This window comes from Nonomuraea sp. NEAU-A123, from assembly GCF_018603905.1.
Taxonomy (GTDB): Bacteria; Actinomycetota; Actinomycetes; order Streptosporangiales; family Streptosporangiaceae; genus Nonomuraea.
Map to the genome: position 1 here is coordinate 53,856 of NZ_JAHFZZ010000040.1, position 22,742 is coordinate 76,597.

At 70.1% G+C, this 22,742-nt stretch carries 21 protein-coding genes; 8 read left to right on the forward strand and 13 right to left on the reverse strand.

Annotated features, from left to right (window positions below; all coding sequences use genetic code 11):
* Window positions 1-13: 13 nt before the first annotated feature.
* Complete coding sequence (locus KLK06_RS56650) at window positions 14-2,164, reverse strand: DEAD/DEAH box helicase (RefSeq protein WP_214644197.1); 2,151 nt, start codon at window positions 2,162-2,164, stop codon at window positions 14-16.
* A gap of 36 nt (window positions 2,165-2,200) precedes the next feature.
* Window positions 2,201-3,745, reverse strand: coding sequence for a beta-N-acetylhexosaminidase (locus KLK06_RS56655; protein ID WP_214644198.1), 1,545 nt, complete (start codon window positions 3,743-3,745; stop codon window positions 2,201-2,203).
* A 161-nt stretch (window positions 3,746-3,906) separates the two neighbouring features.
* Here KLK06_RS56655 and KLK06_RS56660 point away from each other — a divergent pair, with 161 nt between their 5' ends.
* On the forward strand, window positions 3,907-5,376 hold the full coding sequence (locus tag KLK06_RS56660) for an alpha/beta hydrolase (RefSeq protein WP_214644199.1): 1,470 nt from the start codon (window positions 3,907-3,909) through the stop codon (window positions 5,374-5,376).
* Window positions 5,377-5,418: 42 nt separating this feature from the next.
* Here KLK06_RS56660 and KLK06_RS56665 read toward each other — a convergent pair whose 3' ends face one another.
* The 4 genes from KLK06_RS56665 to KLK06_RS56680 all read right to left on the reverse strand — a co-directional run bounded on the left by KLK06_RS56665 (window position 5,419) and on the right by KLK06_RS56680 (window position 9,446).
* A complete protein-coding gene (locus KLK06_RS56665; RefSeq protein WP_214644200.1) occupies window positions 5,419-5,895 on the reverse strand; it encodes a DUF6328 family protein in 477 nt (158 codons plus the stop codon).
* 76 nt (window positions 5,896-5,971) lie between these two features.
* Window positions 5,972-7,993 (reverse strand): xanthine dehydrogenase family protein molybdopterin-binding subunit, encoded by a 2,022-nt coding sequence (locus tag KLK06_RS56670; RefSeq protein ID WP_214644201.1) that lies wholly within the window; start codon window positions 7,991-7,993, stop codon window positions 5,972-5,974.
* Entirely contained in the window at window positions 7,990-8,961 is a 972-nt protein-coding gene (locus tag KLK06_RS56675) for a xanthine dehydrogenase family protein subunit M (RefSeq protein ID WP_214644202.1), read from the reverse strand. The genes KLK06_RS56670 and KLK06_RS56675 overlap by 4 nt, the downstream gene beginning before the upstream one ends.
* Window positions 8,958-9,446, reverse strand: a complete 489-nt coding sequence (locus tag KLK06_RS56680) for a (2Fe-2S)-binding protein (RefSeq protein WP_214644203.1) — start codon at window positions 9,444-9,446, stop codon at window positions 8,958-8,960. Before KLK06_RS56680 ends, KLK06_RS56675 begins: the two co-directional genes overlap by 4 nt.
* Window positions 9,447-9,596: 150 nt before the next feature.
* On the opposite strand from KLK06_RS56680, the gene KLK06_RS56685 reads away from it, so the two are divergent.
* Together KLK06_RS56685 and KLK06_RS56690 are read left to right on the forward strand one after the other, a co-directional pair.
* Complete coding sequence (locus KLK06_RS56685; protein WP_214644204.1) at window positions 9,597-9,959, forward strand: cupin domain-containing protein; 363 nt, start codon at window positions 9,597-9,599, stop codon at window positions 9,957-9,959.
* Window positions 9,960-10,060: 101 nt separating this feature from the next.
* Window positions 10,061-10,651 (forward strand): DUF4291 domain-containing protein, encoded by a 591-nt coding sequence (locus tag KLK06_RS56690; protein ID WP_214644205.1) that lies wholly within the window; start codon window positions 10,061-10,063, stop codon window positions 10,649-10,651.
* Window positions 10,652-10,655: 4 nt separating this feature from the next.
* Here the strand turns inward: KLK06_RS56690 and KLK06_RS56695 are convergent, their stop codons facing one another.
* Window positions 10,656-11,432: an AraC family transcriptional regulator gene (locus KLK06_RS56695; protein ID WP_214644206.1), complete on the reverse strand. Its 777-nt coding sequence runs from the start codon at window positions 11,430-11,432 to the stop codon at window positions 10,656-10,658.
* A 70-nt stretch (window positions 11,433-11,502) separates the two neighbouring features.
* Between KLK06_RS56695 and KLK06_RS56700 the strand changes: the two genes are divergently transcribed.
* Both KLK06_RS56700 and KLK06_RS56705 read left to right on the forward strand, forming a co-directional pair.
* A complete protein-coding gene (locus KLK06_RS56700; protein ID WP_214644207.1) occupies window positions 11,503-12,309 on the forward strand; it encodes a phytanoyl-CoA dioxygenase family protein in 807 nt (268 codons plus the stop codon).
* Window positions 12,306-12,566: a hypothetical protein gene (locus tag KLK06_RS56705; RefSeq protein WP_214644208.1), complete on the forward strand. Its 261-nt coding sequence runs from the start codon at window positions 12,306-12,308 to the stop codon at window positions 12,564-12,566. Before KLK06_RS56700 ends, KLK06_RS56705 begins: the two co-directional genes overlap by 4 nt.
* A 6-nt stretch (window positions 12,567-12,572) precedes the next feature.
* Here KLK06_RS56705 and KLK06_RS56710 read toward each other — a convergent pair whose 3' ends face one another.
* The 3 genes from KLK06_RS56710 to KLK06_RS56720 form a co-directional block, all read right to left on the reverse strand.
* A complete protein-coding gene (locus KLK06_RS56710) occupies window positions 12,573-13,562 on the reverse strand; it encodes an NAD(P)-dependent alcohol dehydrogenase (protein ID WP_250907602.1) in 990 nt (329 codons plus the stop codon).
* 111 nt (window positions 13,563-13,673) lie between these two features.
* On the reverse strand, window positions 13,674-14,375 hold the full coding sequence (locus KLK06_RS56715) for a TetR/AcrR family transcriptional regulator C-terminal domain-containing protein (protein WP_214644209.1): 702 nt from the start codon (window positions 14,373-14,375) through the stop codon (window positions 13,674-13,676).
* Window positions 14,376-14,447: 72 nt separating this feature from the next.
* Window positions 14,448-15,398 (reverse strand): YafY family protein, encoded by a 951-nt coding sequence (locus KLK06_RS56720; protein ID WP_214644210.1) that lies wholly within the window; start codon window positions 15,396-15,398, stop codon window positions 14,448-14,450.
* 82 nt (window positions 15,399-15,480) lie between these two features.
* Here KLK06_RS56720 and KLK06_RS56725 point away from each other — a divergent pair, with 82 nt between their 5' ends.
* Window positions 15,481-15,897, forward strand: coding sequence for a VOC family protein (locus KLK06_RS56725; RefSeq protein WP_214644211.1), 417 nt, complete (start codon window positions 15,481-15,483; stop codon window positions 15,895-15,897).
* A gap of 1 nt (window position 15,898) precedes the next feature.
* A complete protein-coding gene (locus KLK06_RS62860; RefSeq protein ID WP_214644212.1) occupies window positions 15,899-16,507 on the forward strand; it encodes a YdeI family protein in 609 nt (202 codons plus the stop codon).
* On the opposite strand, the gene KLK06_RS56735 is transcribed toward KLK06_RS62860, so the two are convergent.
* Together KLK06_RS56735 and KLK06_RS62865 are read right to left on the reverse strand one after the other, a co-directional pair.
* Window positions 16,491-17,612: a glycosyl hydrolase 53 family protein gene (locus tag KLK06_RS56735; protein ID WP_214644213.1), complete on the reverse strand. Its 1,122-nt coding sequence runs from the start codon at window positions 17,610-17,612 to the stop codon at window positions 16,491-16,493. The genes KLK06_RS62860 and KLK06_RS56735 overlap by 17 nt on opposite strands.
* A gap of 306 nt (window positions 17,613-17,918) precedes the next feature.
* Window positions 17,919-19,199, reverse strand: a complete 1,281-nt coding sequence (locus KLK06_RS62865) for an adenylate/guanylate cyclase domain-containing protein (protein WP_214644214.1) — start codon at window positions 19,197-19,199, stop codon at window positions 17,919-17,921.
* Window positions 19,200-19,285: 86 nt separating this feature from the next.
* Here KLK06_RS62865 and KLK06_RS56745 point away from each other — a divergent pair, with 86 nt between their 5' ends.
* The gene (locus tag KLK06_RS56745) at window positions 19,286-21,679 is read left to right on the forward strand and encodes a DUF4132 domain-containing protein (protein ID WP_214644215.1); all 2,394 of its coding nucleotides are present in this window, start codon (window positions 19,286-19,288) and stop codon (window positions 21,677-21,679) included.
* Window positions 21,680-21,682: 3 nt separating this feature from the next.
* Here the strand turns inward: KLK06_RS56745 and KLK06_RS56750 are convergent, their stop codons facing one another.
* The gene (locus KLK06_RS56750; RefSeq protein ID WP_214644216.1) at window positions 21,683-22,522 is read right to left on the reverse strand and encodes a nucleotidyl transferase AbiEii/AbiGii toxin family protein; all 840 of its coding nucleotides are present in this window, start codon (window positions 22,520-22,522) and stop codon (window positions 21,683-21,685) included.
* Between the last annotated feature and the right edge of the window lie 220 nt (window positions 22,523-22,742).

Consider the following 22,742-nt stretch of genomic DNA (forward strand, 5'->3'; position numbering starts at 1 on the left):
ACGCGACCCAGCGCTACCGAACGGAAGCTCCGCCCAGGAGCCGGGCCTGCTCCTCCTCGACGATCTGGCGGGCCAGTGCCTGCTCGGACACGTCGATCGCGTCGGGCGCGGACTCGGCCAGGTCGCTGCGCCGGGCGTACGCGTCGAACAGCACCGTCTTGGCGTGCAGGATCTTCAGCATCCGCTCGTCCACGCCGCCGGGCGAGAGCAGCCGGTGCACCTGGACCCTGCGCACCTGCCCCATGCGGTGCGCGCGGGCCACGGCCTGGCTCTCCATGGTGGGCTTGACCTGCGGTTCGCAGATGATCACGACGGAGGCGGCCTGCAGGTTGAGCCCGACCCCGCCGGCCTGGATCTGGGCGAGCAGCACGGCGTGCCCCGGCACCGCGCTGAACGCGTCCACGGTCTCCTGGCGGCGCTCCGGCCGCAGGTCACCCGAGAGCGGCCCGTGGACCGCCGGGCCGAGGGCGTCCCGCACCGCGGTCAGGACGTCGCGGAAGTAGGAGAAGACCACGATCTTCAGCCCGCTGCCCGCCGCCTCGTCGACCAGTTCGCGCAGCCGTTCGAGCTTGGCCGACTTGTCCGGCACCGCGTAGGCGGCGCGGCGCATGGCCATGAAGTTGCCCGCCGCGACCGCCTCCCGGTAGGCGTCGGCGTCCGCGGCGCTGAGCTCCTCCCACTCGTCGACGTGCACGAGATCGGGCAGCTCGGTGAGCACGTCCTCCTGGTTGCGGCGCAGGTAGACGGGCGCCACCGCGCGCCGGAACGCCTGCGCTCCGGCCGCGGCGTCGCTGCCGCGCACCTGGGCGCGCAGCGCGGGCTGGAGGTGGCCGACCAGGTTGCGGAACTCCTCCACCCGGTTCTCCATCGGCGTGCCCGTCATGAACAGCACCCGCTCGACCCGCCCGCACCATGCGGCGACGGCCTTGGACCGGCGGGCCTCGGGGTTCTTGACGTAGTGGGCCTCGTCGACCACCAGCATGCCCACCTCGGCGGGCGCGCCGTCGAGCCGCTGCAGCCCGTCGAAGGTGGTCACGGCCACGCCGCCGCGCTCCAGCCACTCCGCCAGGGCGGTGTCCCGCTCGCCGCCGTGCAGCCGGTAGGCCCGCAGCGTGCTGCGGGTCTCGATCTCGCGGATCCAGTTGATCAGTACGCTGGCCGGGCAGACCACCACGAAGTGGCTCGTACCGCGCGCCTTGAGGTGCGCGAGCGCGGCGATGGCCTGCACGGTCTTGCCGAGCCCCATCTCGTCGCCGAGGATCACCCGGCGCTGCGCCAGCGCGAACCGGGCCCCGAACGCCTGGTAGCCACGGAGCGAGACCCGGCGGTGGGTGTCGTCGAGCTCCTGGTTCCTGACCCGCTCGGCCAGGTCGTCGGGCAGGAACCCCTCGGCGGCGACCCGGTCGCCCGGCTCCAGGGCGGCGATCTCGGCCAGCAGGTTGTAGTAGTCGGCCGCGCGGATCTCGAAGTCGATCCACACCTCCGCCCCGGAGGGCGCCGGCCGCAGCAGGTCCACGGTCGCCTGCGTGATGAGCAGCCGCGTCTCGGCCTCCCCGGCGAGGATCTCGGAGATCCCGGCGACGGCCTCCTCCGCCCGCCGCCGCTTCTCCTCGCCGGACAGCAGCCGGCGCCACCAGCCGCTCATCGCCCGTGCCACCGGCATCAGCGCGGCGAGCCGCTCCTCGACCGCGTCGGCCGTCCGGCGGGCGCGCGGCAACTCGGCTCCCGCGGCCACCAACGGATGCAGGGCGGCGAGCAGCGCCGTGGTCTCCTCGTCCTGGCGCTCGACGTCGATCTGGACGGCGGTGACCTCCCGCGCGGCGCGCTCGATCTGCTTCGCCGCCGCGTGCACCTGCCGCTGCGTCTGCGGCCCGATCCCCGGCAACCGCTGCAGCTCGTACGGCGTGGCGTCCAGCACGTCGAGCACCGTCGTGTAGCCCATGCGCTCCAGCATCCCGAGCCGCAGCCGCCCGCCGGTCACGTCCTTGAGCCGGGCCACCGGGATGCCCGCGAGCTCGGCTCTGGCCTGCGGCTTGCGCAGCGCGGACATCGCCGCCACGACCCGGGTCAGCGCGCGCTCGTGCTCCTCCCGCAGCTCCCGCGCTGCGGCGTGCAGCCGCGCCGCCTGCCGCAGCACGTCCCGCACTTCTCTGGCACCACTCACGAGCCTGAACGGTACCGTCCCGGCGGCGCGATCAGCTCAGGAACCGGCAGGCCAGGCAATCTGCCCAGAGTGGTGGTAATTCACGCCCATGACGCGCCACCGCGGCCCCTGCGCCCCGAGGCGCTTCTTGAAGGCGGTCCAGTCGTGCGTGCCGTACGGGGACCAGGCCAGTTCGGCCAGGGCGGGCAGGCGCGGGAAGGCCATGTACTCGATGTCGGCCGACGTCCTGATCGTCTCGGTCCACAGCGGCGCCTCCACGCCCAGAACCTGCTGGGAGGGCAGGCCGGTCAGGTAGGCGCCCGGGTTCCAGCCGTAGGCGTCCTTGACCTCGATCAGCCCGGCCCAGTCCTGGCCGATCGGGGTGCGCGAGTTGTACTTCATGTCGAGGTAGGCGCGGCTGGCCGGGGACATGATGACCTTCCGCCCGGCGCCGGCGACGGCGCTGTCGTTCGGCGTGGTGCCCCAGTACTGAGCGACCGTGGACGGCAGCGGCGTGGCCTTGACGATGTCGTGCCAGCCGATGACGGTCTTGCCGTGCGCGGCGGCGATGGCCTGCGCCCGGTTCATGAACGCGGCGTAGTCGGCCGGCTTGGTGGAGGTGGCCTCGTCACCGCCGAGGTGCAGGTAGGGGCCGGGGGTGATCGCGGCCAGCTCGCCGAGCACCTGGTCGATGAAGGTGTAGGTGATCTCCTTCGACGTGCACAGCGTGCTGAACCCGACGTCGGTCCCGGTGTAGAGGGGCGGCGCGACGCCGCCGGAGTTCAGCTCGGCGTACGAGGCCAGGGCGGCGTTCGTGTGCCCGGGCAGGTCGATCTCGGGCACGACGGTGATGTTGCGGGCCGCGGCGTAGGCGACGAGCTCCTGGTACTGGGCCTTGGTGTAGTAGCCGCCCGGGTCGCCGCCGACGGCGGTGCTGCCGCCGTACGTGGCCAGCCTGGGCCAGGAGTCGATGACGATGCGCCAGCCCTGGTCGTCGGAGAGGTGGAGGTGCAGGTAGTTGATCTTGTACAGGGCGATCTGGTCGATGTACCGCTGGACGGCGGCCACGGGGAAGAAGTGGCGGGCGACGTCGAGCATGGCGCCCCGGTAGGCGTAGCGCGGCGCGTCGGTGATCCGCCCGCCCTGCACGGGCCACGGTCCCGGCTGGACGGTCGCGCTGTCGGCCGCGTACGGCAGGAGCTGGCGCAGCGTCTGCACCCCGTTGAACAGCCCGGCGGCCCGGTTGGCCAGCACGGTGATCCCGGTGGCGGTCACGTCGAGCTGGTAGGCCTCGTCCCCGCCGCTCACACTGCCCAGCCGCAGCGAGATGCCGCCGGCGGCCGGCGCCGCGACGATGGGCACGGGGTAACCGGTCGAGCGCCGCAACTGCCGCGCGAGCTGGTCGCCCACGGCTGGGACGTCGGTGTAGATGCTCGTGGACGAGGTGATCCGGTACGTGACCCCGGCCGCGGGCGTCGTGCTGACCGGCACGGGGACCACGCCACCGAACCCCAGGGGCGCGGCGGCGCGCGCGCTGGGGGACGCCGACACCGACGTGGCCACGAGGGCCGCCACCAGGACCAGCACTGTGCGCAGGCTCATGGCATCACCATACGGACGTGATCCGCGCTAGTAAAGAAACTTTCCAAATACGCTTGCACGCCGCTTGGCCAGTGGCCTTAAAGAGCCTCGCAAGCAGTAGCCCCAACCATCGGAGAGTCAGCTAAGCGATATCCACTCGGCCGCCAGACGAGGACAGAGATATGCGACGCCTTCTCGGGATCATCACCCCGTTAGTCATCGGCCTGCTGTCAGCAGGTTTCGTCACCGCCGGGCCGGCGGCCGCACAGCCCGCACGGGCGTCCGACGGCGGCCTGAACGCCTACTACGGCCAGCGGCTTGCCTGGGCTCCCTGTAAGGGCGGTTTCCAGTGCGCGAAGCTCAAGGTTCCGCTCGACTACACCAAGCCGTCGGGCAAGCGGATTGAGATCGCGGTGATCAAGCTGCCGGCCAAGGGCGGCAAGCGGCTCGGCTCCGTGGTGACTAACTTCGGCGGCCCCGGCGGGTCGGGCATCGACCTCCTGAGAGCCACTGCGAAGACGAAGTTCACCGCCACCCTCCGCTCGCGGTTCGACCTGGTCAGCTTCGATCCGCGTGGCGTGGGCGCCTCCGCCCCCGTGCGGTGCATGCCCACCGCGGTGGCCGACTGGTACCACTCCGTCGACGACACCCCGGACTCGCGGGCCGAGGTGAAGATGTACAACTACGCGCAGCTACGGCTCGCGCAGGCCTGCCAGGCCAACTCCGGCGCGCTCCTGCCCTTCGTGGGCACGCCGAACGCCGCGCGTGACATGGACGTGCTCAGAGCCGGTCTCGGCGAGTCGCGCCTGACCTACATCGGCTTCTCGTACGGCACCCTCCTCGGCGCCACGTACGCGAACCTGTTCCCGGCCAGGGTGCACGCGCTGGTGCTCGACGGCGCGGAGGACCCCTCCGTGAACGCGGGCGATTTCGGCTCCGACCAGAATGTCGGCTTCGGGGTGGCGTTCGACTCGTTCGCAAGTGACTGCTTCAAGCACAAGGACTGCCCCTTCACCAAGCGCACGGCCGCCAAGCGGATGCGGGCCCTGCACGCCCGGACCGAGAAGGCCCCGCTGGTCAACACCTACGACGGCAGGCAGGCCACGCAGGCCATCGTGTACACCGGCATCCAGGGTCTCCTGTACGACCAGCGGTCGTGGCCGGCCCTCCGGCAGGCGCTCGGCCGGGCCTTCAAGGGCGACGGCACGCTCCTGTTGCAGTACGCCGACCAGTACAACGCGCGAGGCGCCGACGCGACCTACGCCAACCTGATGGAGGCGCACACGGCCATCGACTGCCTCGACCACCCGACCTGGAGGCAGGCGGTGCGCCACGCCAAGGCGATCAGCGCCGGGAAGCTCTTGGCCAGCCCGTGCGACTTCTGGCCGGTCAGGAGCAAGACCGTCAACAAGGCGATCCACGCCAAGGGCGCGCCGCCCATCCTGGTGGTCGGCACCCTGCGCGACCCCGCCACGCCGTACAAGTGGGCCAAGGCGCTGGCCGCCCAGCTCTCGTCGGGCGTGCTGCTCAGCTTCGACGGCGACGGCCACACCGCCTACAGCACCGGCTCGGCCTGCGTCGACAAGACGGTGGACCGCTACCTGATCACCCGGGTCCCGCCGCGTGACGGGAAGATGTGCCCGAAGATCTGACCCCCAGGCTCCACCTGACCCCGGCCGCCCGTGCGGCCGGGGTCAGCCGCTGTCGCGGTCCCCGTTGGCCGAACGGTCGATCGCCGGTTGCACGAACCAGCTCCACACGGCCAGCAGGGCGATGAAGACGGCCGTGATCACCGCGATCATATTGTGGAACAGGTAGTCGACCACCAGCATGGTGGCCGCGGTCATCGAGACGGCCAGGGCCAGCGCCCCCGCGATGCCGTACAGGTTGGACCGGCGGACCAGCGTCTCCTTCAGCCCCTGCCGGAAGAGCACCCGGTGCTGGGCGGCCGGGGCGATGTAGCAGATCGACGCGATCGCGGCACTGACCAGCGCCACGTAGAACAGCCGCCGATCGGCCAGGTTCAGCTTGTCGAACCCCTGCGAGAACGGGACCGTCAGCAGGAACGCGAACAGCACCTGAACCCCGGTCACCGCCACACGCGCACTCTGCAGCAGCTCCACGAAGTTGCGGTCGGCCCGCTCTTTGCGGGTCTCCTTGTCCGGTTCCATACGCCTTCATCTACCGAAGCCAGGTCATTTCATACCAAAAGCATGATCTAGCAGCACATTCCGAACAGGGAACGGGTCAGGCGAGCAGGCGGGCGGGGGTGATGGGCAGGTCGCGGACGCGGATGCCGGTGGCGTGGTAGACGGCGTTGCCGATGGCCGCGGCGGTGCCGACGATGCCGATCTCGCCGATGCCCTTGGCGCCCATCGGGTTGAGGTGCCGGTCGTCCTCCTCGATCCAGGCCGCGTCGATCCGCTCGATGTCCGCGCACACAGGGACGTGGTACTGGGCCAGGTCGTGGTTGCTGAACCCACCGAACTCTTCGTCGGTGACGGTCGCCTCCATGAGCGCCATGCCCAGGCCCATCGTCATGCCGCCGACGAACTGCGACCTGGCCAGCTTCTCGTCGATGATCCGCCCTGCGGCGAAGATGCCCAGCAGGTGCGACACGCGTACCTCGCCGGTGTCCATGTCCACCCGGACCCGGGCGAACTGGGCGCCGAAGGAGTGCCTGGCCAGATCCTCCTGCGCCTTGATGGCGTCGGTGGTGTCGGCGGCCCCGTGCTTGCCATCGCGCAGCGCCTCCTCGCAGGCGGCCACGACGGCCGAGCCCCAGGAGGCGGTGCCCATGGAGCCGCCGGCCAGCGGGGCGGCGGGCAGGTCGCTGTCGCCCAGCTCGACCCGTACCTGTTCGGGCGGGACGCCGAGCGTGGTCGCGGCGATCCTGGTCAGCGCGGTGCGGGCGCCGGTGCCGAGGTCGACGGCGGCCACGCGGACGACGTAGCCGCCGTTCTCGACGGTGGCGGTGGCCTGGGACGGGCGCCGCAGGGCCGGATAGGTGGAGGAGGCGACGCCGGTGCCGATGAGCCAGCGCCCCTGGCGGCGGACGCCGGGGGTGGGGTCGCGCCCCTCCCAGCCGAACCGGCGGGCGCCCTCCAGCAGGCAGGCCACCAGGTTGCGGGAGCTGAACGGCCGGCCGCCCGCCGGCTCGACCTCCGGGTCGTTGAGCACGCGCAGCTCGACGGGGTCCATGCCGACGGCGATGGCCAGCTCGTCCATGGCCGACTCCAGCGCGTACATGCCGGGGCATTCGCCCGGAGCGCGCATCCACGACGGGGAGGCGACGTCCAGCCGGACCAGGCGGTGAGCCGTGCGCAGCGCGGGCGTCTCGTACATGGTGCGGGCCGGGGTGGCGGTCTGCTCGGCGAACTCGATCAGCGTCGAGCTCTGCTCGGCGACCTCGTGGTCGACGGCGGTCAGGCGCCCGTCGGCGTCGGCGCCGAGCCGCAGCCGCTGGATCGTCGGCGTGCGGTAGCCGGTGACGTCGAACAGCTGCTGACGGGTCAGCGCCACCTTCACCGGCCGCCCGGCGGCGCGCGCCGCGAGGACGGCGAGCATGGTGCCGGGCCGAATGGTGCCCTTGGCCCCGAAACCGCCGCCGACGTGCCGGCACACCACGCGCACCCGCTCGGCGGGCAGGCCGAGCGTCTTGGCGATCATGTCGCGGGCGGTGGACACGCCCTGCGTCGCGTCGTAGACGGTCAGGTCGCCGTCACCGCTCCAGACGGCGAGCGTGGCGTGCGGCTCCATCGGGTTGTTGTGCATGGCCGGCGTCGTGTACGTCACGTCCACGGTGAAGGCCGCCGCGGCCAGCCCGGCCGCCACGTCGCCCTTCTCGGTGTCGGCGGGATAGAACGGGTTCACCTTCTCCGGCCGGTAGAGCCCGGGATGGTCGCTACGCAGCCGTACGTCGTGCGGGTCCTCCTGGTAGGTGACCCGCACCGCCCGCGCGGCCGCGCGGGCGTTCTCGTAGGTGTCGGCGACGACGGCGGCCACGATCTGCCCCCGGTAGGCGACCTCGCGGCGCTGGAACAGCCCGAGCTCGGGGTCCGCGTCGGGCGCCAGCTCGGGGGGATCCTCGCTGGACAGTACGGTCAGCACGCCCGGCATGGCGAGCGCCCCGGCCGCGTCGATCGAGGTGATGCGGCCCCTGGCGATCTCGGCCTGGACCGGGTAGGCGTAGGTGACGCCCTCGACGGGGTATTCGGCCGCGTAGGTCGCGCGGCCGGTGACCTTGTCGTGCCCCTCGATCCGGTTCATGGCGCCAGCTCCAGCAGGGTGCGAACGATGAGGTTGCGGGCCAGCGGCACCTTGTGCGCGTTGCGCGGCAGCGGGCGGGCCTGCGCGAGCTCGGCGTCGGCGGCCCGGCCGAAGCTCTCCTCGCCCGCCCGGGCGCCGCGCAGCGCCTGTTCGGCGCGCTCGCACCGCCACGGCGCGTGCGCCACTCCCCCGAGCGCGATCCGGCATTCGCGCACGGTCCCGTCCCCGGCGACGTCGAGGACCGCGGCGATGGACACCAGCGCGAACGCGAACGAGGCACGCTCGCGGACCTTGCGGTAGCGGGAGGCGCCCGGCGGCGGAGCGGGCAGGAGCACGGCGGTGACCAGCTCGCCGGGCTCCAGCACGGTGTCCCTGCCGGGCTCGTCGCCGGGCAGCCGGTGCAGCCCCGGCATCGGGATCACCCGGTCGCCGCCGGGCCCCGTGACGTGGACGCGGGCGTCGAGCGCGGCCAGCGCCACCGCCATGTCGGACGGATGGGTCGCCACGCAGGCGGTGGAATGCCCCAGGACCGCCAGGTTGCTGTGGTCGCCGTCGATCGCCGGGCAGCCGGATCCGGGCAGCCGCTTGTTGCACGGCTTGGAGACGTCCTGGAAGTACGGGCAGCGGGTGCGTTGCAGCAGGTTGCCGCCGACGGTCGCCATGTTACGGATCTGCCCGGACGCCCCGGACAGCACCGCCCGCGCCAGCATCGGGTAGCGCTCGCGGACCAGCGGGTGGGCGCCGAGGTCGCTGTTGCGCACGGCGGCGCCGACCCGCAGCCCCTCGCCGTCGGGCTCGACGCGGTCGAGCGGCAGCCGGCTCACGTCCACCAGGTACTCGGGCTCGGCCACGCCCAGGCGCATGAGGTCGACGAGGTTGGTGCCACCGCCCAGGTACATCGTGCCGGGCCGGAACCTGGCCACGGCGTCGGCGGGGTCGGCGGCCCGCGCGTACTCGAAGGATCTCATCGCGCCACCTCCACGATCGCGGTGACGATGTTCGGGTAGGCGCCGCACCGGCACAGGTTGCCGCTCATCCGCTCGCGGACCTCCTCGGCCGTCAGCGCCGGGTCGGTGGCCAGGTCGTCGGTGATGGCGCTCGGGCCGCCCTCGGCCAGCATCCCGGCGGCCGAGCAGAGCTGGCCGGGGGTGCAGTAGCCGCACTGGAAGGCATCGTGCTCGATGAAGGCCGCCTGCAGCGGGTGCGGCCGGTCGCCGTCCGCCAGGCCCTCGACGGTCGTGATGTCCGACCCGTCCTGCGCCACGGCCAGCGCCAGGCAGGCGTTGGCCCGCCGGCCGTCGATCAGCACGGTGCACGCGCCGCACTGACCGTGGTCGCAGCCCTTCTTCGAGCCGGTCAGCCCGAGCCGTTCGCGCAGCAGATCCAGCAGCGAGACACGCGGGTCCACCTCCACGGTCCGCCGCGTGCCGTTGACCTGCAGGGTGATCTCCATGGCGCGTGCCTCCCCGGTGCTCGAACGGCTCGACCCGGCTCTGTCCAGATCCGCCCCGTACAGCCTCTCACCTGGCCATTTTCGCAGATGCCCACCTTGTAGGGAGGAATGGGCGGTGGAAGAATTGCCTATGACGAAAAGGGGGACGTCATGATCGAAGTCAAGAGCATCGACAAGCCCGACGAACGCCGGGACTTCCCGATGGGGCATCTCGAGGTATGCAACCTGACGGGCCTGGCCTTCGGTGTCGCCACGTTCGAACCCGGATGGCGCTGGTCGGCGTCCGTCAAGCCGATCGTGGGCACCGATTCGTGCCAGGTCCACCACAACGGCTTCGTCGTACGCGGCCGGCTCCGCATCCGGATGGACGACGGCACCGAGGCCGAGATCGGACCGGGAGAGGTCTTCGTCGCCCCGCCCGGACACGACGCCTGGGTGGTCGGGAACGAGCAGGTCGAGGTGTACGACTTCGCGGGCGGCGCCGCGGAATACGCCAAGGCACGGAACGCCTAGAGAGTGGCTTGCCGCGGGGGTGACGCCTCGCGGCGAGCCCATCGGGGCCGCTCGGTTAATCCCGTTGCCGGCCCCAGACCCTGTTCGCCAGGCTGAGCGGCATGAATGTGCCCTACCGCCAGATCCGCGCCGCCTACACCGAGGAGTCGATCACCGTCTACCAGGCGTACGACCCGGCCATCGCCGCTCCCGCGGTCGCCGCGCAGCGGTTCGTGGCGCCCTTCAAACGGGAGCGGATGACCTGGATCAAGCCGTCGTTCCTGTGGATGATGTACCGCTGCGGCTACGCGACCAAGCCCGGCCAGACCCGCGTCCTGGCCATCGACCTCACTCGCGACGGTTTCGCCTGGGCGCTGGCGCACGCCTGCCTCAGCCACCCTGACCGGGACGGCGATCAGGAGAGCTGGAAGGAACGCCTGAGGCACAGTCCGGTGCGCGTCCAATGGGATCCCGAGCGCGACCCGCACCACAACGCCCTCCCCCACCGATCCATCCAGATCGGCCTGTCGGGCCAGGCCGTCGAGCACTACCTCGACGACTGGACGGTCGCGATCACCGACATCACCGACCGGGTCCGCGAGCTCCACACCGCGCTCCGCGACCGCAGGGACGTGACCGGCCTGCTCCCGCAGGAACGCCCTTACCCGGTGCCGGAGGACCTCGCGCAGACCATCGGCGCGACCACCGCCTGATCCATCATGTGACAGGACCGGGTCCCCGGATGGCCCGTGGAGACGCGCCGAGTTCGCGACGGCAGGCCTTGTTGAACGCCTGCAGGTCGGGGATCCCGACTGCCGCGGCGATTGCCGAGATCGACAGCGTCGACTCCCGGAGCAGGTGGCGGGCCCGTTCCATGCGGCGGCGCCGGATGTAGGCGATCACCGTGTCTCCGGTCTCGGCCCGGAGCAGCCGGGTGAGGTGGTTGTGCGACATCCCGGCCGCGGCGGCGATCTCCGGAACCGTCAGCGGCCCGGCCAGGTTGGCCTCGATGTGGGCGACGGCGGCCGAGACGGCGGCGTGCGACCGGCCGCTCTCCACAGCGGGAGAGAGCTGGGCGATGCGCCAGAGCACCGCCCAGACTTCGGCGACGGCCCGCGACGGCGTTCCGGGTGTCGCGGCGACGGCCTGCCGGAGCATCCCGGCCAGCAGCGGCGCCTCGGCGCCGGCGTCCTGCATCACCTGCACCGTGTGCGCCTGGCCCGCCTCCGCCGGGCGCAGGTGCGCGTACAGGTGCTCCGAGCGGCCCCGATAGCGGTAGCGCACCTGCGTGCCCGGCGGCACCAGGCTCACGCGGCCCGGCCTGATCGGATACGTCACGCCGTCGATCTCCAGCTCGGCCGGGTAGCCGTACAGGTGCAACTGCCACAGGTCGGGCAGCCGGAACACGTCCGTCAGGCTGTGGATCCCGTGCACGCCCACCCCGACGTTCGCTACCGAGGGCGGCTCGTCCAGCCTGATGAGCACCCGATCCATGGTGAAACTTAACCACAAGTCGGTGAATGCACCCCATTACATTGATGTGTGGTGTCTTTAGGTTCGACGCATGCAAACCACCTTGCTGACCTCAGTACAGATGGCCCGCTTCGTGGCACACGGCTCCCTGCGGATGGACGCGGTCGTGCCCGCGGAGATGAACGAGCAGGCGATCGACGTGCTCGATGCCGGAATCCCGGCGGTGCCGTACGGCACGCCCCTGGCCGAAGCCTTTCCGGCGGGCTCCTTCGCCCGCCGCCTCGTCGACCTGCCCGTCGTCGCGGGCGCGCTGCACAGCCTGGTCGGGCCGGACCCGACCGTCGACCATCACGCCGTGCACATCCGTGAGCCCCAAGGAGGAAGCGCCCAGCCGCTGCACGGCGACGCGATCATCGACACCCGGATGGACGCCTTCGACGTGCAGCTCATGTACTACCCGCACGAGGTGACCGCCGACATGGGCGGCACACTGAGCGTGCCGGGCAGCCATCTGCGCCGCACCAACGAGAGCGACACCGGCCGCTACCAGAACCTGCGCGGTCAGACCCGGCTGACCTGCCCCGCGGGCACCGTCGCCATCCTGCACCACGGCCTCTGGCACGGCGGGCGGCGCAACGACGGTGACGTCCGCAGGTACATGTTCAAGATCCGGTTCAACCCGACCGTGCCGCAGGTCCGCCTGTGGGACACCTCCGACCTCGACGATCCGGCCGTACTCGCCGAGTTGGGCCGTCGTTTCCCTTGGTACGAGACGGCCACCGGGCGTCTGGAGATCTACAACCGGGTCAGGCTCTGGCGGGCGCTGACCGGCGACACCGCCTTCGACATCGACTACTGGATGACCCGCGTCAGCAACCGCCCTGGGAGGGCCGCGTGAAGCAGCAGGTGCTCGTTCTCTACCTGGCCACGTCGGCGTTGGACGCCCCTGTCGTCGGCTGGTCCCGCTACGACGGCACCGGTGCGACCAACCCCACGACGGGCGACGGCGACGAGCCGCCCTACGAGACGGGCGTCGAGGCGCTGCGTGACGGCTGGCGGCTGTTCCAGGCCTCCCAGTTGATCCCGCCGTACCCCGGCCACGAGTACGACACCTCTTTCCTCAAGCACGAGTTCTTCTTCGAGAAGCTGTCCTGAGCCCGCTCAGACCGCTATGACGACCTTTCCCGGGACATGGCCCTCTTCCTGGTATTTGACGGCCGCGGGGATCTCCTCGAACGGGTAGCTGCGGTCGATGACCGGAGTGATCTTGCCGTCTTCGATGAACTGGGTCAGCGTCATCAGGTTCTGTCGGTTCTCGGTGCATGCGACCACGTCTGTCATGACCATTCGCTGGGACACGAACGGCGACACCGCCAGCGCCGAGAACACGTGGCCAGCCGGTTGGAGCCATCGGCCGGGCGCCCCGCCGATGGCGACGTAGGTCCCCTTGGGCGTCAGCACCCGCCGGCAGGCCACTCCTGAGCGGCTGCCGGCGATGTCCAGCAGGAGGTCGTAGCGCCGGCCGTTCCGGGTGAAGTCCTCCTTGGTGTAGTCGCTGACCGCGTCCGCGCCGAGCGAGCGGACCAGGTCGACGTTCCGGGTGCTGCAGACGCCGGTGACCTCCGCGCCGAACGCCTTGGCGAGCTGCACGGCGAACGTCCCCACACCGCCCGAAGCCCCGTTGATCAGGACCTTCTGCCCCGGCTGGACGCGTCCCTGGTCGCGCAGGCCCAGCAGGGCGGTGTTGGCCGCCATCGGCACCGCCGCCGCCTGCTCGAACGTGAGATTCTTCGGCTTCGGCGCCAGTTCGCCCTCCCGGACGCAGATGTACTCGGCGAAGCCGCCCTGGTTGACCTGCGCGAACACCTCATCGCCCGGACCGAACCCGGTCACGTCCTTGCCGACCGCCTCGACCTGTCCCGCCATGTCGGCGCCCAGGATGCTGATCTTCGGCCCGCGTAGCCCGAGGCTGCCGGGCATGAGGCGCGCGATGTACGGCTCGCCTCGGAGGTGGTGCCAGTCGTAGGGCTGGACGGAGGTGGCGCGCACCCGGACCAGCACCTCGTCGTCGCGGGGCACGGGCTTGTCGATCTCGCTGACAGCCAGGTCATCGGGTGTCCCGTACGAGCGTAAGACGACCGCCTTCATCATGTCTCCTTCGTTTCGTACAACGTAAGTCGTACGTCGTAAGGTACTCTTACGGCGTAAGGCAGTCAAGGAGGGCGGTTCATGAGACGTACCGGCGACCGGCGTCGCGAAGGGTCAGGCGGTCTCGCGCATCCTGTCGAGACCGTCGAGAATCAGATCGAGCCCGAACTCGAACTCGGTCTGGTCGTCGCACCAGCCCAACGTGGAGTCGGGGTCGTCATGGGCGATCTCTCTCAGCATGCCGACGAGGTGGGGCAGTTGCTCGGCCATGCTCTCGAGCATGGCCGTGGATTCCTCGTCACCGGCTCCGTCGCCCGGATCGAACATCTCCTGGGTGAACCCCAGAGCCCGGCTCCCCAGGGCGTGCAGCGCGTGGTGGGCCAGGTCGTAGGAGAAGCCGCCGTCTCGCATGAGCCCGATCAGGGCATCGAAGTACTGCACGACGGGTGGACTCACGTCGGCACGTGTCTCGAAGACGCGCGGCGCCCAGGGGTGGCGCAGGAAGACCTCGCGGGCGGCCAGGACTCTCTGGCGCACGGCCGACTTCCAGGCCGCGCCCTTGGAAGGCACATCGATCCGGCCGACGACCTCGTTGATCTCCCCGGCGATCACCTCGACGATGCCGTCCAGCACGTCTTCCTTCTTGGCCACGTGGTAGTAGAGCGACATCGCCTCGGCGCCGACCTCTTCCGCGAGGCGGCGCATCGTGAGCGACTCGATGCCGCTTTCGTCGGCGAGCTTGACCGCGGCCCGTAACACCCGATCTCTGCTCAACGGGATGCGGGGCTCGGTCCTTGGTTCGTTGCGGGTGGCCACCTAGATCAACCCTCCTCCGCGGCCCATCGTACAAGGTAAGTCTGAGGCCGGAACCGCTGGCGGAAGGCCCCGTCAGCCCTCGCCGGCGTAGCGGCCGGCGAGCTCGGCGCCGATCCGCGCCAGCTCGGCCTGGACCGATCGCGGCTCGACCACCTCGACCATCGCGCCCCAGCCGGCCAGGTTCCGGGCGATGTCCAGCGGGGTCGGTGCGGCCAGGCGGACCCGGACACGGCCGCCGTCGGGCTCACCGTCGGTGTGGCAGTGCCGCCCGAAGTGGGTTCGCAGGATCGGCACGAACCTGGCCTCGATGAGCACGGTCGCCCAGGTACGTGACCGCCGCTGCTCCACCTCGCCGACGACCTGCTGCCACGCGGTGTCGAGCGCGAAGTCGTCCGGGCGCTCGGCGGGCTGGTCGGTCGGCTCGGCCTCGATGATCCGGTCGACGCGAAAGGTGCGCTGCCCGCGTTCGGTCCCGGCGATCAGGTACCAGATGTCGTCCTTGTCGACCAGGCCCCACGGGTCGATCAGCCGTTCGGTCCGCTCGCGGGCGCTGTTGGCGTAGGTCAGGCGGACTTTCCGCCGGCGGATCACGGCGGCCTGCAGCAGGTCGACCATCTCGGGCCGGCGACGATCCCGCTCGCCCCACCGAGTGGGGTCGATCATCGTGGCGCTGGCGGCGGCCTCGGCGTCGGCCCGGAAGGTCTGCGGCAGCGCCCGTACGAGCTTGCGCAGCGCCGCCTTGGCCTCGCCCGAAACCGCCGCGGCCGGGCCGACGAGCAGGAACAACGCCTGCGCCTCGGTCGCCGACAAGCCGCTGAGGTCGGTGCGGGCGCCGCCGACGAGCGACCAGCCACCGCCGCGGCCGGACTGCGGGTATACCGGGATGCCCGCCACGGACAGCGCCTCCAGATCGCGGCGCGCGGTGGCGACGGACACCTCGAGCTCGTCGGCCAGCTCGGCGGCGGTCACCCGGCCACGGCTCTGCATGAGCAGGAGGGTGGCGACGAGTCGATCAGCGCGCATATCCCTCCAGAAAAGTGCTCAATTGGTGAGCACTTTAGCGTGGAAGATAGTCATTGTCACCGACCGAAAGAAGGAACCCCCGATGCTGCGAGGACTCACCACCGTCAGCTTCTTCGCCGACGACATCAAGGCCGCCCAGGAGTGGTACACCGAGCTGCTCGGCACCGAGCCGTACTTCGTCCGCCCGCTCGAAGGGCCGCCCGCCTACCTCGAGTTCCGCATCGGCGACTACCAGCACGAGCTCGGCATCATCGACGGCCGGTTCGCCCCCCACAGCCGCTCGGGCCAGGCCGGCGGCGCGGTGACCTACTGGCACGTGGACGATGTCCAGGCCGCCTTCGAGCGGCTGCTGTCCCTGGGCGCCACAGAACACGAGAAGCCGGTCGAGCGCGGCCCCGGATTCGTCACCGCGTCCGTGGTCGATCCCTTCGGGAACGTCCTCGGCGTGATGTACAACCAGCACTACCTGGACGTTCTCGGATCGCGGGCGGGGGCGTGACGTGAGCACCTTTTACCCGAGCACGACCGCCGACTGGCGTGCCTGGCTGGCCCGCAATTGCCAGTCCGAAAAGGAGATATGGCTGGTCATCTACCACAAGGACAGCGGCATGCCGAGCATGCGGTATCACGAGGCGATCGAACACGCGCTGTGCTACGGCTGGATTGACAGCCAGGCCCGCAAAGGCGACGCGAACAGCTCCCTCCTCCGCTTCACCCCCCGCAACCCGCGCAGCACGTGGAGCCGGGTGAACCGGCAGCGCGCCGCGAAGATGACCGAGCTGGGCCTGATGACCGGGCACGGTCAAGCCCTGATCGACCTGGCCAGGGCCAAGGGGACCTGGCAGGTCCTGCCCGACACCGACGCCGTACCCGATGATCTCCAGGAGCTGCTCGACCGCGATGAGGCCGCCCGCCGGAACTTCCAGAACTTCCCGCCCTCCTCGAAACGGCTGATCCTGGAGTGGGTGGCGAAGGCGAAGCGGCCGGACACCCGGCAGCGCCGGATCAGCCAGACGGTCAGCCTCGCGGCGGTGAACATCCGCGCCAATCACCCCGGCGGCCGGGCACGCGGCGCCGGCGATTCCGCGCTCGCTACGGAGTCCACCTGATGCTCGGGTTGATGTTGCCGGTCCAGTTGAAGGTGGCCATGTTGTCCCACTGGTCGCCGGTGCCGTTGATGTTGGCCGGGTCCCAGCCGTTGCCGGAGATGGCGTACCAGGTCGGTTCCCAGTAGAAGACGCCGATCGCGCCCGCGCTGCGGGCGGTGTTCTGGACCGCGGTGAACTCGCTCGCCTGCCCCGCCCAGGTGGCCGGGTAGCCCGAGCACGGCGCCGAGCCGTTGATCGCGTTCCCCTCGCTGTCGGCGTTGGCCGCGGTGAACGGGTAGGCGGTCTCCGCCACGATGACCGGCTTGCCGTACCGGGACCTCGCGTCGGTGATCACGCTGGACAGGGTGGACAGCGAACCGTGCCACATGCAGTAGTACGACAGGGCGGTGATGTCCCACGGCACGCCCTTGGCCTTGATGCCGTCATAGAACCAGCGCGCGTTCGCGAGACTGTCGGCGTCCGCGGTGTGGATGATCACCTGGGTGCCGCTGTTGCAGGCCTTGGTCGCGTTGTAGCCGGCCTTCAGCAGCAGGCTCAGGTTGGTGAAATCGTTGTTGATGACCTTGCCGTCGTTCCAGAGCATCCCGACGTTGATCTCGTTGCCGATCTGCACGCTGTCCGGCGTGGTGCCCTGCGCCTTCAGGCTGTTGCAGATGTCGTAGGTGTAGTTGTAGACGTCGGTCTGGAGCTGGCTGATGCCGTGACTCGCCCACGCCGCCGGCTTGTACTGCTTGCCCGGGTCGGCCCAGGTGTCCGAATAGTGGAAGTCGATCATCAGGCCGAGCCCCCTGGCCTTGACCGTCTTGGCGTAGGCCAGGACCTTCGCCTTGTTGTTGTAGCCGCTTGCCGGGTTGTTCCAGATGCGCAGGCGGACGTAGTTGACTCCGACGCCGGCGAGGATGTCCAGCGGGTCGGCTGCCGTACCGGCGGCGTTGTAGTACTTGGCCCCGAGGTCCAGGCTCCGCTGGACCGACGAGATGTCGGCGCCGCGCATGGTCAGCGTGGCGGCCGAGGCGGGTGTGGGGTTCACCAGGACGACCGCGAGCAGCGTCGCCAATGTCAGCAGCAGCGCGCCCCCGATCCTCCGAACGCGGTACGCGGTCATGAGCTCTCCTTGATCAAGAAATGGGTGGGGGTGGTCTCGGCATGGTGCTGCCAGGTCCGCGACTACTGTGAACGCTCACGGACTTGTTACCGGCTACAGACCTGGACAATTCGCTCTTTGGAGCGGATTGAGCCTCCTTCTCTGCTGTGAACGTTCACAGATGCTCTTGAGGTTGAGGATAAAGAAGGACTCCGCACTCGGGAAGAGCGAGTTTCGACTTCGTTTCCAGAGATGGCCACGAGATTTCGCGCATGGCCAGGCGTCTTGATGGCCGAGCCGTTCAGCCGATCACGATCCGGCCGTTTCTCAGCCCTCGAAGTAGGCCATCTGCACCCCGGAGACAGTGCGCCGGACGGCGGCGAACCCGTCCAGATGGACGTGCTCGCGCAAGGCCTCGCTCAGATAGACGCGACCGGGCGCGCCGAGATCCTGCGCCATCTTGGAGGCGAGATTCACCGGCGCACCGGCGATGTCCCAGCCACCACCAGGCGTCTCCCCGGCCAGCACCGGCCCGTCAGCCACCCCGATCCGGCAACTGATCTCGTGCTCGGCCAGTCCCGCGCGCAGGCTCTGCGCGAACCGTACGGCCGGCCCCGGATGCTCGAACAAGTAGATGGCCAGCGGACCGGCGATCTTGATCTCCACGGCGCCCAGCGCGGGCATGAGCCGGAGTCCCGTCTCCTTCATCACCGCCGACAGGGCCAACCCTCGCAGCAACCCGAGCTCGGGCGTCTCGGCCGGGGCGACGCTCCGCTCGACCAGGACCACGGTCCGGTGCTGCAGGTGCTCGGCGGTGAGCCGTTCGGCCAGCTCGACGTCTTCGGGGCTGTGCTCCAGCCGCAGCAGGTCGGCGTAGAAGGCCGCGGAGTAGGGAATGGGGTATCGCTGATCCTCGACCGGTCGCACGCCATCCAGGCGGGGACCGTCGAGCACCTGGTAGACGGCGCCGACCGGACTCTCGGGGCCGTCCTTGCGCCGAATGACGAAGGAATGGTCACGGGGCAGCCGGTCGACGACCGGCGCCGTCACCGCGATCTCCCCGCCTTCTGTGTGGTTCTCCGCGATGTCCTCGATCGCGTCCGCCTCCGCGCCGTACAGCCCACCGGCCAGGTCGTAGAAGCTTCCATGATGCACGCCGATGCCGACCCGGGCCCGGCAACGGCGTTCGATCTCGTCCTGAACCTTCAGCAAGGCCGACAGCAGCACCCCCGCGTCCGTCGGGCCTGTCGTGTCCGCCGTGTCCGTCGTGTCCGAGTGGAACATCTGGGCGTTGTCGGCCGCCCACACGCCGACCGCCTCGCCGCCGATCGCCCTGGTGTAGGCGTACAGGATCCGCTTGGGCCGGTCGATGACCGCCAGCACCTCCAGCAGGCCCAGCCGCTGACTGAGCTTCGTCAGCCCGGCCGAGTCGGACACCACGTTGTAACCGCGAGTCGCGTGCCGGCTCAAGAGACGCTGCGCGTCCGTGGAGCTCTGACCGGTGCTCCGCCACTGCTCGATCACCGCCAGCGGCAAGCCGGTGGCAGCGCCTTGCGCGGTGTCGAAGCGGCCTGGGATGTATGCGCCCGTGGGGGGTTCGGAAGCCACCCGACCAGCGTATATCACTTACTGAAATCACACGAACACCTTCTGTGACTGATCTTTCTGTCGGAGGGTCTCGGCAAGATCCAGGTATGCACGAATTAACCGTGGATGAGACGGTCACGTCCGCCTTCGTCGCCGCGAGCTGGGTCATGGAGACGATCGAACGGGAACGTGAACTGCGGGGACAATTCCACTCCTCCCTCCGGCAGGATGACCGAGACGAGCGACGGGCCATGAAGCTACGGCGCGAGGCCGAGCATGTCCGGCGGGAGCTGGTGCGGCGGCTGCGCCGCGCGGAGGGCGCCGACCGCCGGGCCGCCGCGATCTGCCTGGCGCAACCCGGGCTGGACGACTACTTCAAGGAAGTGAAGCTGGCCCTGTCCGGCTCGAGCGGCTGGACCGCCACCGACGTGGCCGCGCTGCTCTCCGTCGTGCACCGCCGGGAGCCCTACGACTGGGACGACACCTGGGTGTCCCAGGTCGTGGATCTGGCGCTGGATTTCGACATCACCGAGCAGCATCCCCTGCGGGAACCGCTCACCCGGCTGATCGAAGGCATGGCCGACAGCTCCCTGGCCCCCGACGACCGCCGACGCCTGCAGCGCCGGATCGCGCTGGCCCTGCGCGACGATCCGACGGCACTGCCGCTGTCGGCGCTGGTACGCGCCGACGCCTGGGCCTCGTCCGTACGCGAATACCTCGGTGACGCGCCCGCACCCCACCTGGTCGAGCTGGTCGAGCATCTGTGCGAGCTGCGGACGCCGCGGCCCGGCAAGAAGTGGCGCGCCCGGTGCCTGACCCTGCTGGAGCCCGCCGATGCGCGTGAGCTCGTGCGGTTCGCGCTGGCGGCCTTCGTCCGCGAGCCTTCCTCCGGCCGGCACGGGCCCGTGGTGTCCGCTTCGAACACGGAGGTGGCCCGCGGAGCCATCTGGGCGGCGACGCTGGCCCGGGCCGACGGTCTGGTGGCCGACCTGACCTGGTTGGCCGTCCACCTGGGTGGCGACCGTACCGCATTCCCGCAGGAACTGGCGGTCGCGGGTGCCGCGATCAACGCGCTCGGCGAGTGCGGCGAGTGCGGCGACCCACAGCCGCTCTGGCGGCTGCGGACCTCGCTCAAGAACCGGGCGCTGCGCAAGCAGATCGACACCGCGCTCGCCACGGCGGCCGAACACGTCGGAACGACACCGGCCCAACTGCTGGAGCGGGGGGTGCCGACACACGGACTCGCCGCCGACGGGACCCGGTCATGGCGCTTGGGCGACCACACCGCGGTGCTGACGGTCCAGGACGCGGTCACCGTACGGCTCGGCTTCACCGCCCCCGACGACACCACGATCCGTGCCCTGCCTCCGGCGGTCAGCGAAACCCATGCCGAGGAGCTCAAGGCCATCAAGTCCGTCCAGAAAGAGGTCCGCCAGACGCTGGCCGCCGAGCGCGCCCGTTTGGAGGAGCTGTTCACCGTCGATCGGACCTGGTCGTATGAGGACTGGGTCCGTCACTACCTGAACCATCCGATCACCGCGGTGGTGGCGCGCGGGCTGATCTGGGAGGCGGGTGGGCGGACCTTCCTTCCCGGCGACGCCCCGCCCGGGGTCGAGGTCCGGCCGTGGCATCCCGCGCGCGCCCCGCTGGAAGAAGTGGCGGCCTGGCGGGAGACGATGACCGGGCGACGGCTGCGCCAGCCGTACAAGCAGGCCTTCCGGGAGGTCTACCTGCTCACCCCCGCCGAGGAGACCACCGGCGTCTACTCCAACCGGTTCGCCGCCCACATAGTCGACCACCCGCGGTTGTACGCGCTGCTCAAGAAGCGCGGCTGGCAGACCACCTGGCTACGGGCCTCCGGCGACCACGATGCCGTGGCCAAGAAGGAACTGGCCGAGGGCGCCTGGCGGGCCCGCTTCCGGTACGAGACCGCCGCCGTGGCCGACCACGAGGTGACCCTGGCCGCCACCGACCAGATCCGCTTCGACCGACGCGCCGGGCGCGCCTGGCGGGAGACGCCGCTGGCGCAGGTGCCGCCGCTGGTGTTCAGCGAGGCGATGCGGGATGTGGACCTGTTCGTCGCGGTCACGTCGATCGCCGCCGACCCGGACTGGATCGACCGGGGCGAGGAGCGGTTCGGCGGCTACTGGCGTGAGGTGTCCGTCGGCGCGTTGCCTCCGTCGGCCGAGGTCCGCCGCGACGCGCTGGCCCGGATCCTCCCCCGTACGGCGGTCGCCGACCGCTGCACGCTCACCGACCGCTACCTGGTCGTCCGCGGTGACCTGCGCACCTACAGGATTCACCTGGGCAGCGGCAACATCCTCATGGACCCCGGCGACGTCTACCTCTGCATCGTCACCGCCCGCAAGCGCGACGCCCGGCTGTTCCTGCCCTTCGAGGAGGACGGCCGGCTGGCTCTCATCCTCAGCAAAGCCTTCCTCCTCGCCCACGACAACAAGATCACCGATGAGAGCATCCTCCAGCAGATCCACCGGATGTGATGATCACGAGGTCTCGAACGTCGAACGGAGCGCGCGGGACAGGCGCTCCAGCCATGCGGTCGCATCCCCTTCGACGTCAGGGTATTCCGCCTTGAAGTCAGCCCAGTCGTTCATCTCCCACGATCGGACCGTCTTGGCGTCGAACGTCACCGTGTCCCGTACGCCCAGCGCCTCGACCAGCACATACCGCAGCAGGTCGCGTGGGAGCGTAACGCGCTCGGCGAGCAGGACGGCGTCGTAGAGGTCCTTGCCCTGGGGCCATATGTCGGAGGCCAGCCAGAGGATCTTCCAGGCGAGGGACAGCTCGGGGGTGGCGGCCTGGACGAGCGTCTGCTCTGTCCCACCGGCCCGCGGGATCAGCGCCGTTGTCGGTGGGAGCGGTAGGCGCTCGTTGAAGACGAAGTCGAGCTGGACCGTCCCCGGCGGCAGACCCTCGGCCTGCCAGGTGAACACCATGCGCCGTCCCGGAGCCCTCTCGTAGGTCCAGATATCGTCGACGGCGATGCCGCCGGGATCGAAGGTCACGCTGCCCGACACGTCGGGAACATCCATGACAGCGGCAAGGAGCCCCTTGAACATCGTCACCGCCAGTGGGCTTTCCAGGTCGACGGTATGCGGCACCACCACCCAGTCCAGATCACCCGGGTCACGGGCCTGCTCTCCGATCCACGCCTCCAGCAGCAGGCTTCCGCGCAGCACGAGGTTCTCGCTCCAGGGGGACTCGGCGACGACGCGGACCAGATGGTCGATCGCCGACCGCCGGGCCCGCCGCCAGCGTCGTCCGGTCCCCTCCTCTTCGAAGACCGGCTCACCCGCTCGGAAGGCCCGGAAGAACTGTTTCAACGCGGGGTCGAAGATCGGCGTCTGAGACGGCGGCGAACAGGGCGCCGGCGAGCTCGCCGAAAGCGTCGCGGCGCCCCTCGACCGCCTCGGCTGCACAGATTGAATGCGTAGAGTCTTAGCCTCGTGACGGATCGCTTTTGGTGCGGTACGACCGAGGTATGCGGTACGGGCAAAGGGGTGGGTACACGCCTGCGGAGCAGGAGCGGCGGGAGTGTGTACG

Excerpts from the sequence above, each read along its gene's own strand:
- KLK06_RS56685 (WP_214644204.1), top strand. The coding sequence starts at position 9,597 with ATGATCGAAGTCAAGAGCATCGACAAGCCCGACGAACGCCGGGACTTC.
- KLK06_RS56690 (WP_214644205.1), top strand. The coding sequence starts at position 10,061 with ATGAATGTGCCCTACCGCCAGATCCGCGCCGCCTACACCGAGGAGTCG.
- KLK06_RS56660 (WP_214644199.1), top strand. The coding sequence starts at position 3,907 with ATGCGACGCCTTCTCGGGATCATCACCCCGTTAGTCATCGGCCTGCTG.
- KLK06_RS56665 (WP_214644200.1), bottom strand. The coding sequence starts at position 5,895 with ATGGAACCGGACAAGGAGACCCGCAAAGAGCGGGCCGACCGCAACTTC.
- KLK06_RS56725 (WP_214644211.1), top strand. The coding sequence starts at position 15,481 with ATGCTGCGAGGACTCACCACCGTCAGCTTCTTCGCCGACGACATCAAG.
- KLK06_RS56675 (WP_214644202.1), bottom strand. The coding sequence starts at position 8,961 with ATGAGATCCTTCGAGTACGCGCGGGCCGCCGACCCCGCCGACGCCGTG.
- KLK06_RS56720 (WP_214644210.1), bottom strand. The coding sequence starts at position 15,398 with ATGCGCGCTGATCGACTCGTCGCCACCCTCCTGCTCATGCAGAGCCGT.
- KLK06_RS56710 (WP_250907602.1), bottom strand. The coding sequence starts at position 13,562 with ATGATGAAGGCGGTCGTCTTACGCTCGTACGGGACACCCGATGACCTG.
- KLK06_RS56745 (WP_214644215.1), top strand. The coding sequence starts at position 19,286 with ATGCACGAATTAACCGTGGATGAGACGGTCACGTCCGCCTTCGTCGCC.
- KLK06_RS56670 (WP_214644201.1), bottom strand. The coding sequence starts at position 7,993 with ATGAACCGGATCGAGGGGCACGACAAGGTCACCGGCCGCGCGACCTAC.
- KLK06_RS56655 (WP_214644198.1), bottom strand. The coding sequence starts at position 3,745 with ATGAGCCTGCGCACAGTGCTGGTCCTGGTGGCGGCCCTCGTGGCCACG.
- KLK06_RS56695 (WP_214644206.1), bottom strand. The coding sequence starts at position 11,432 with ATGGATCGGGTGCTCATCAGGCTGGACGAGCCGCCCTCGGTAGCGAAC.
- KLK06_RS56680 (WP_214644203.1), bottom strand. The coding sequence starts at position 9,446 with ATGGAGATCACCCTGCAGGTCAACGGCACGCGGCGGACCGTGGAGGTG.
- KLK06_RS56735 (WP_214644213.1), bottom strand. The coding sequence starts at position 17,612 with ATGACCGCGTACCGCGTTCGGAGGATCGGGGGCGCGCTGCTGCTGACA.
- KLK06_RS56700 (WP_214644207.1), top strand. The coding sequence starts at position 11,503 with ATGCAAACCACCTTGCTGACCTCAGTACAGATGGCCCGCTTCGTGGCA.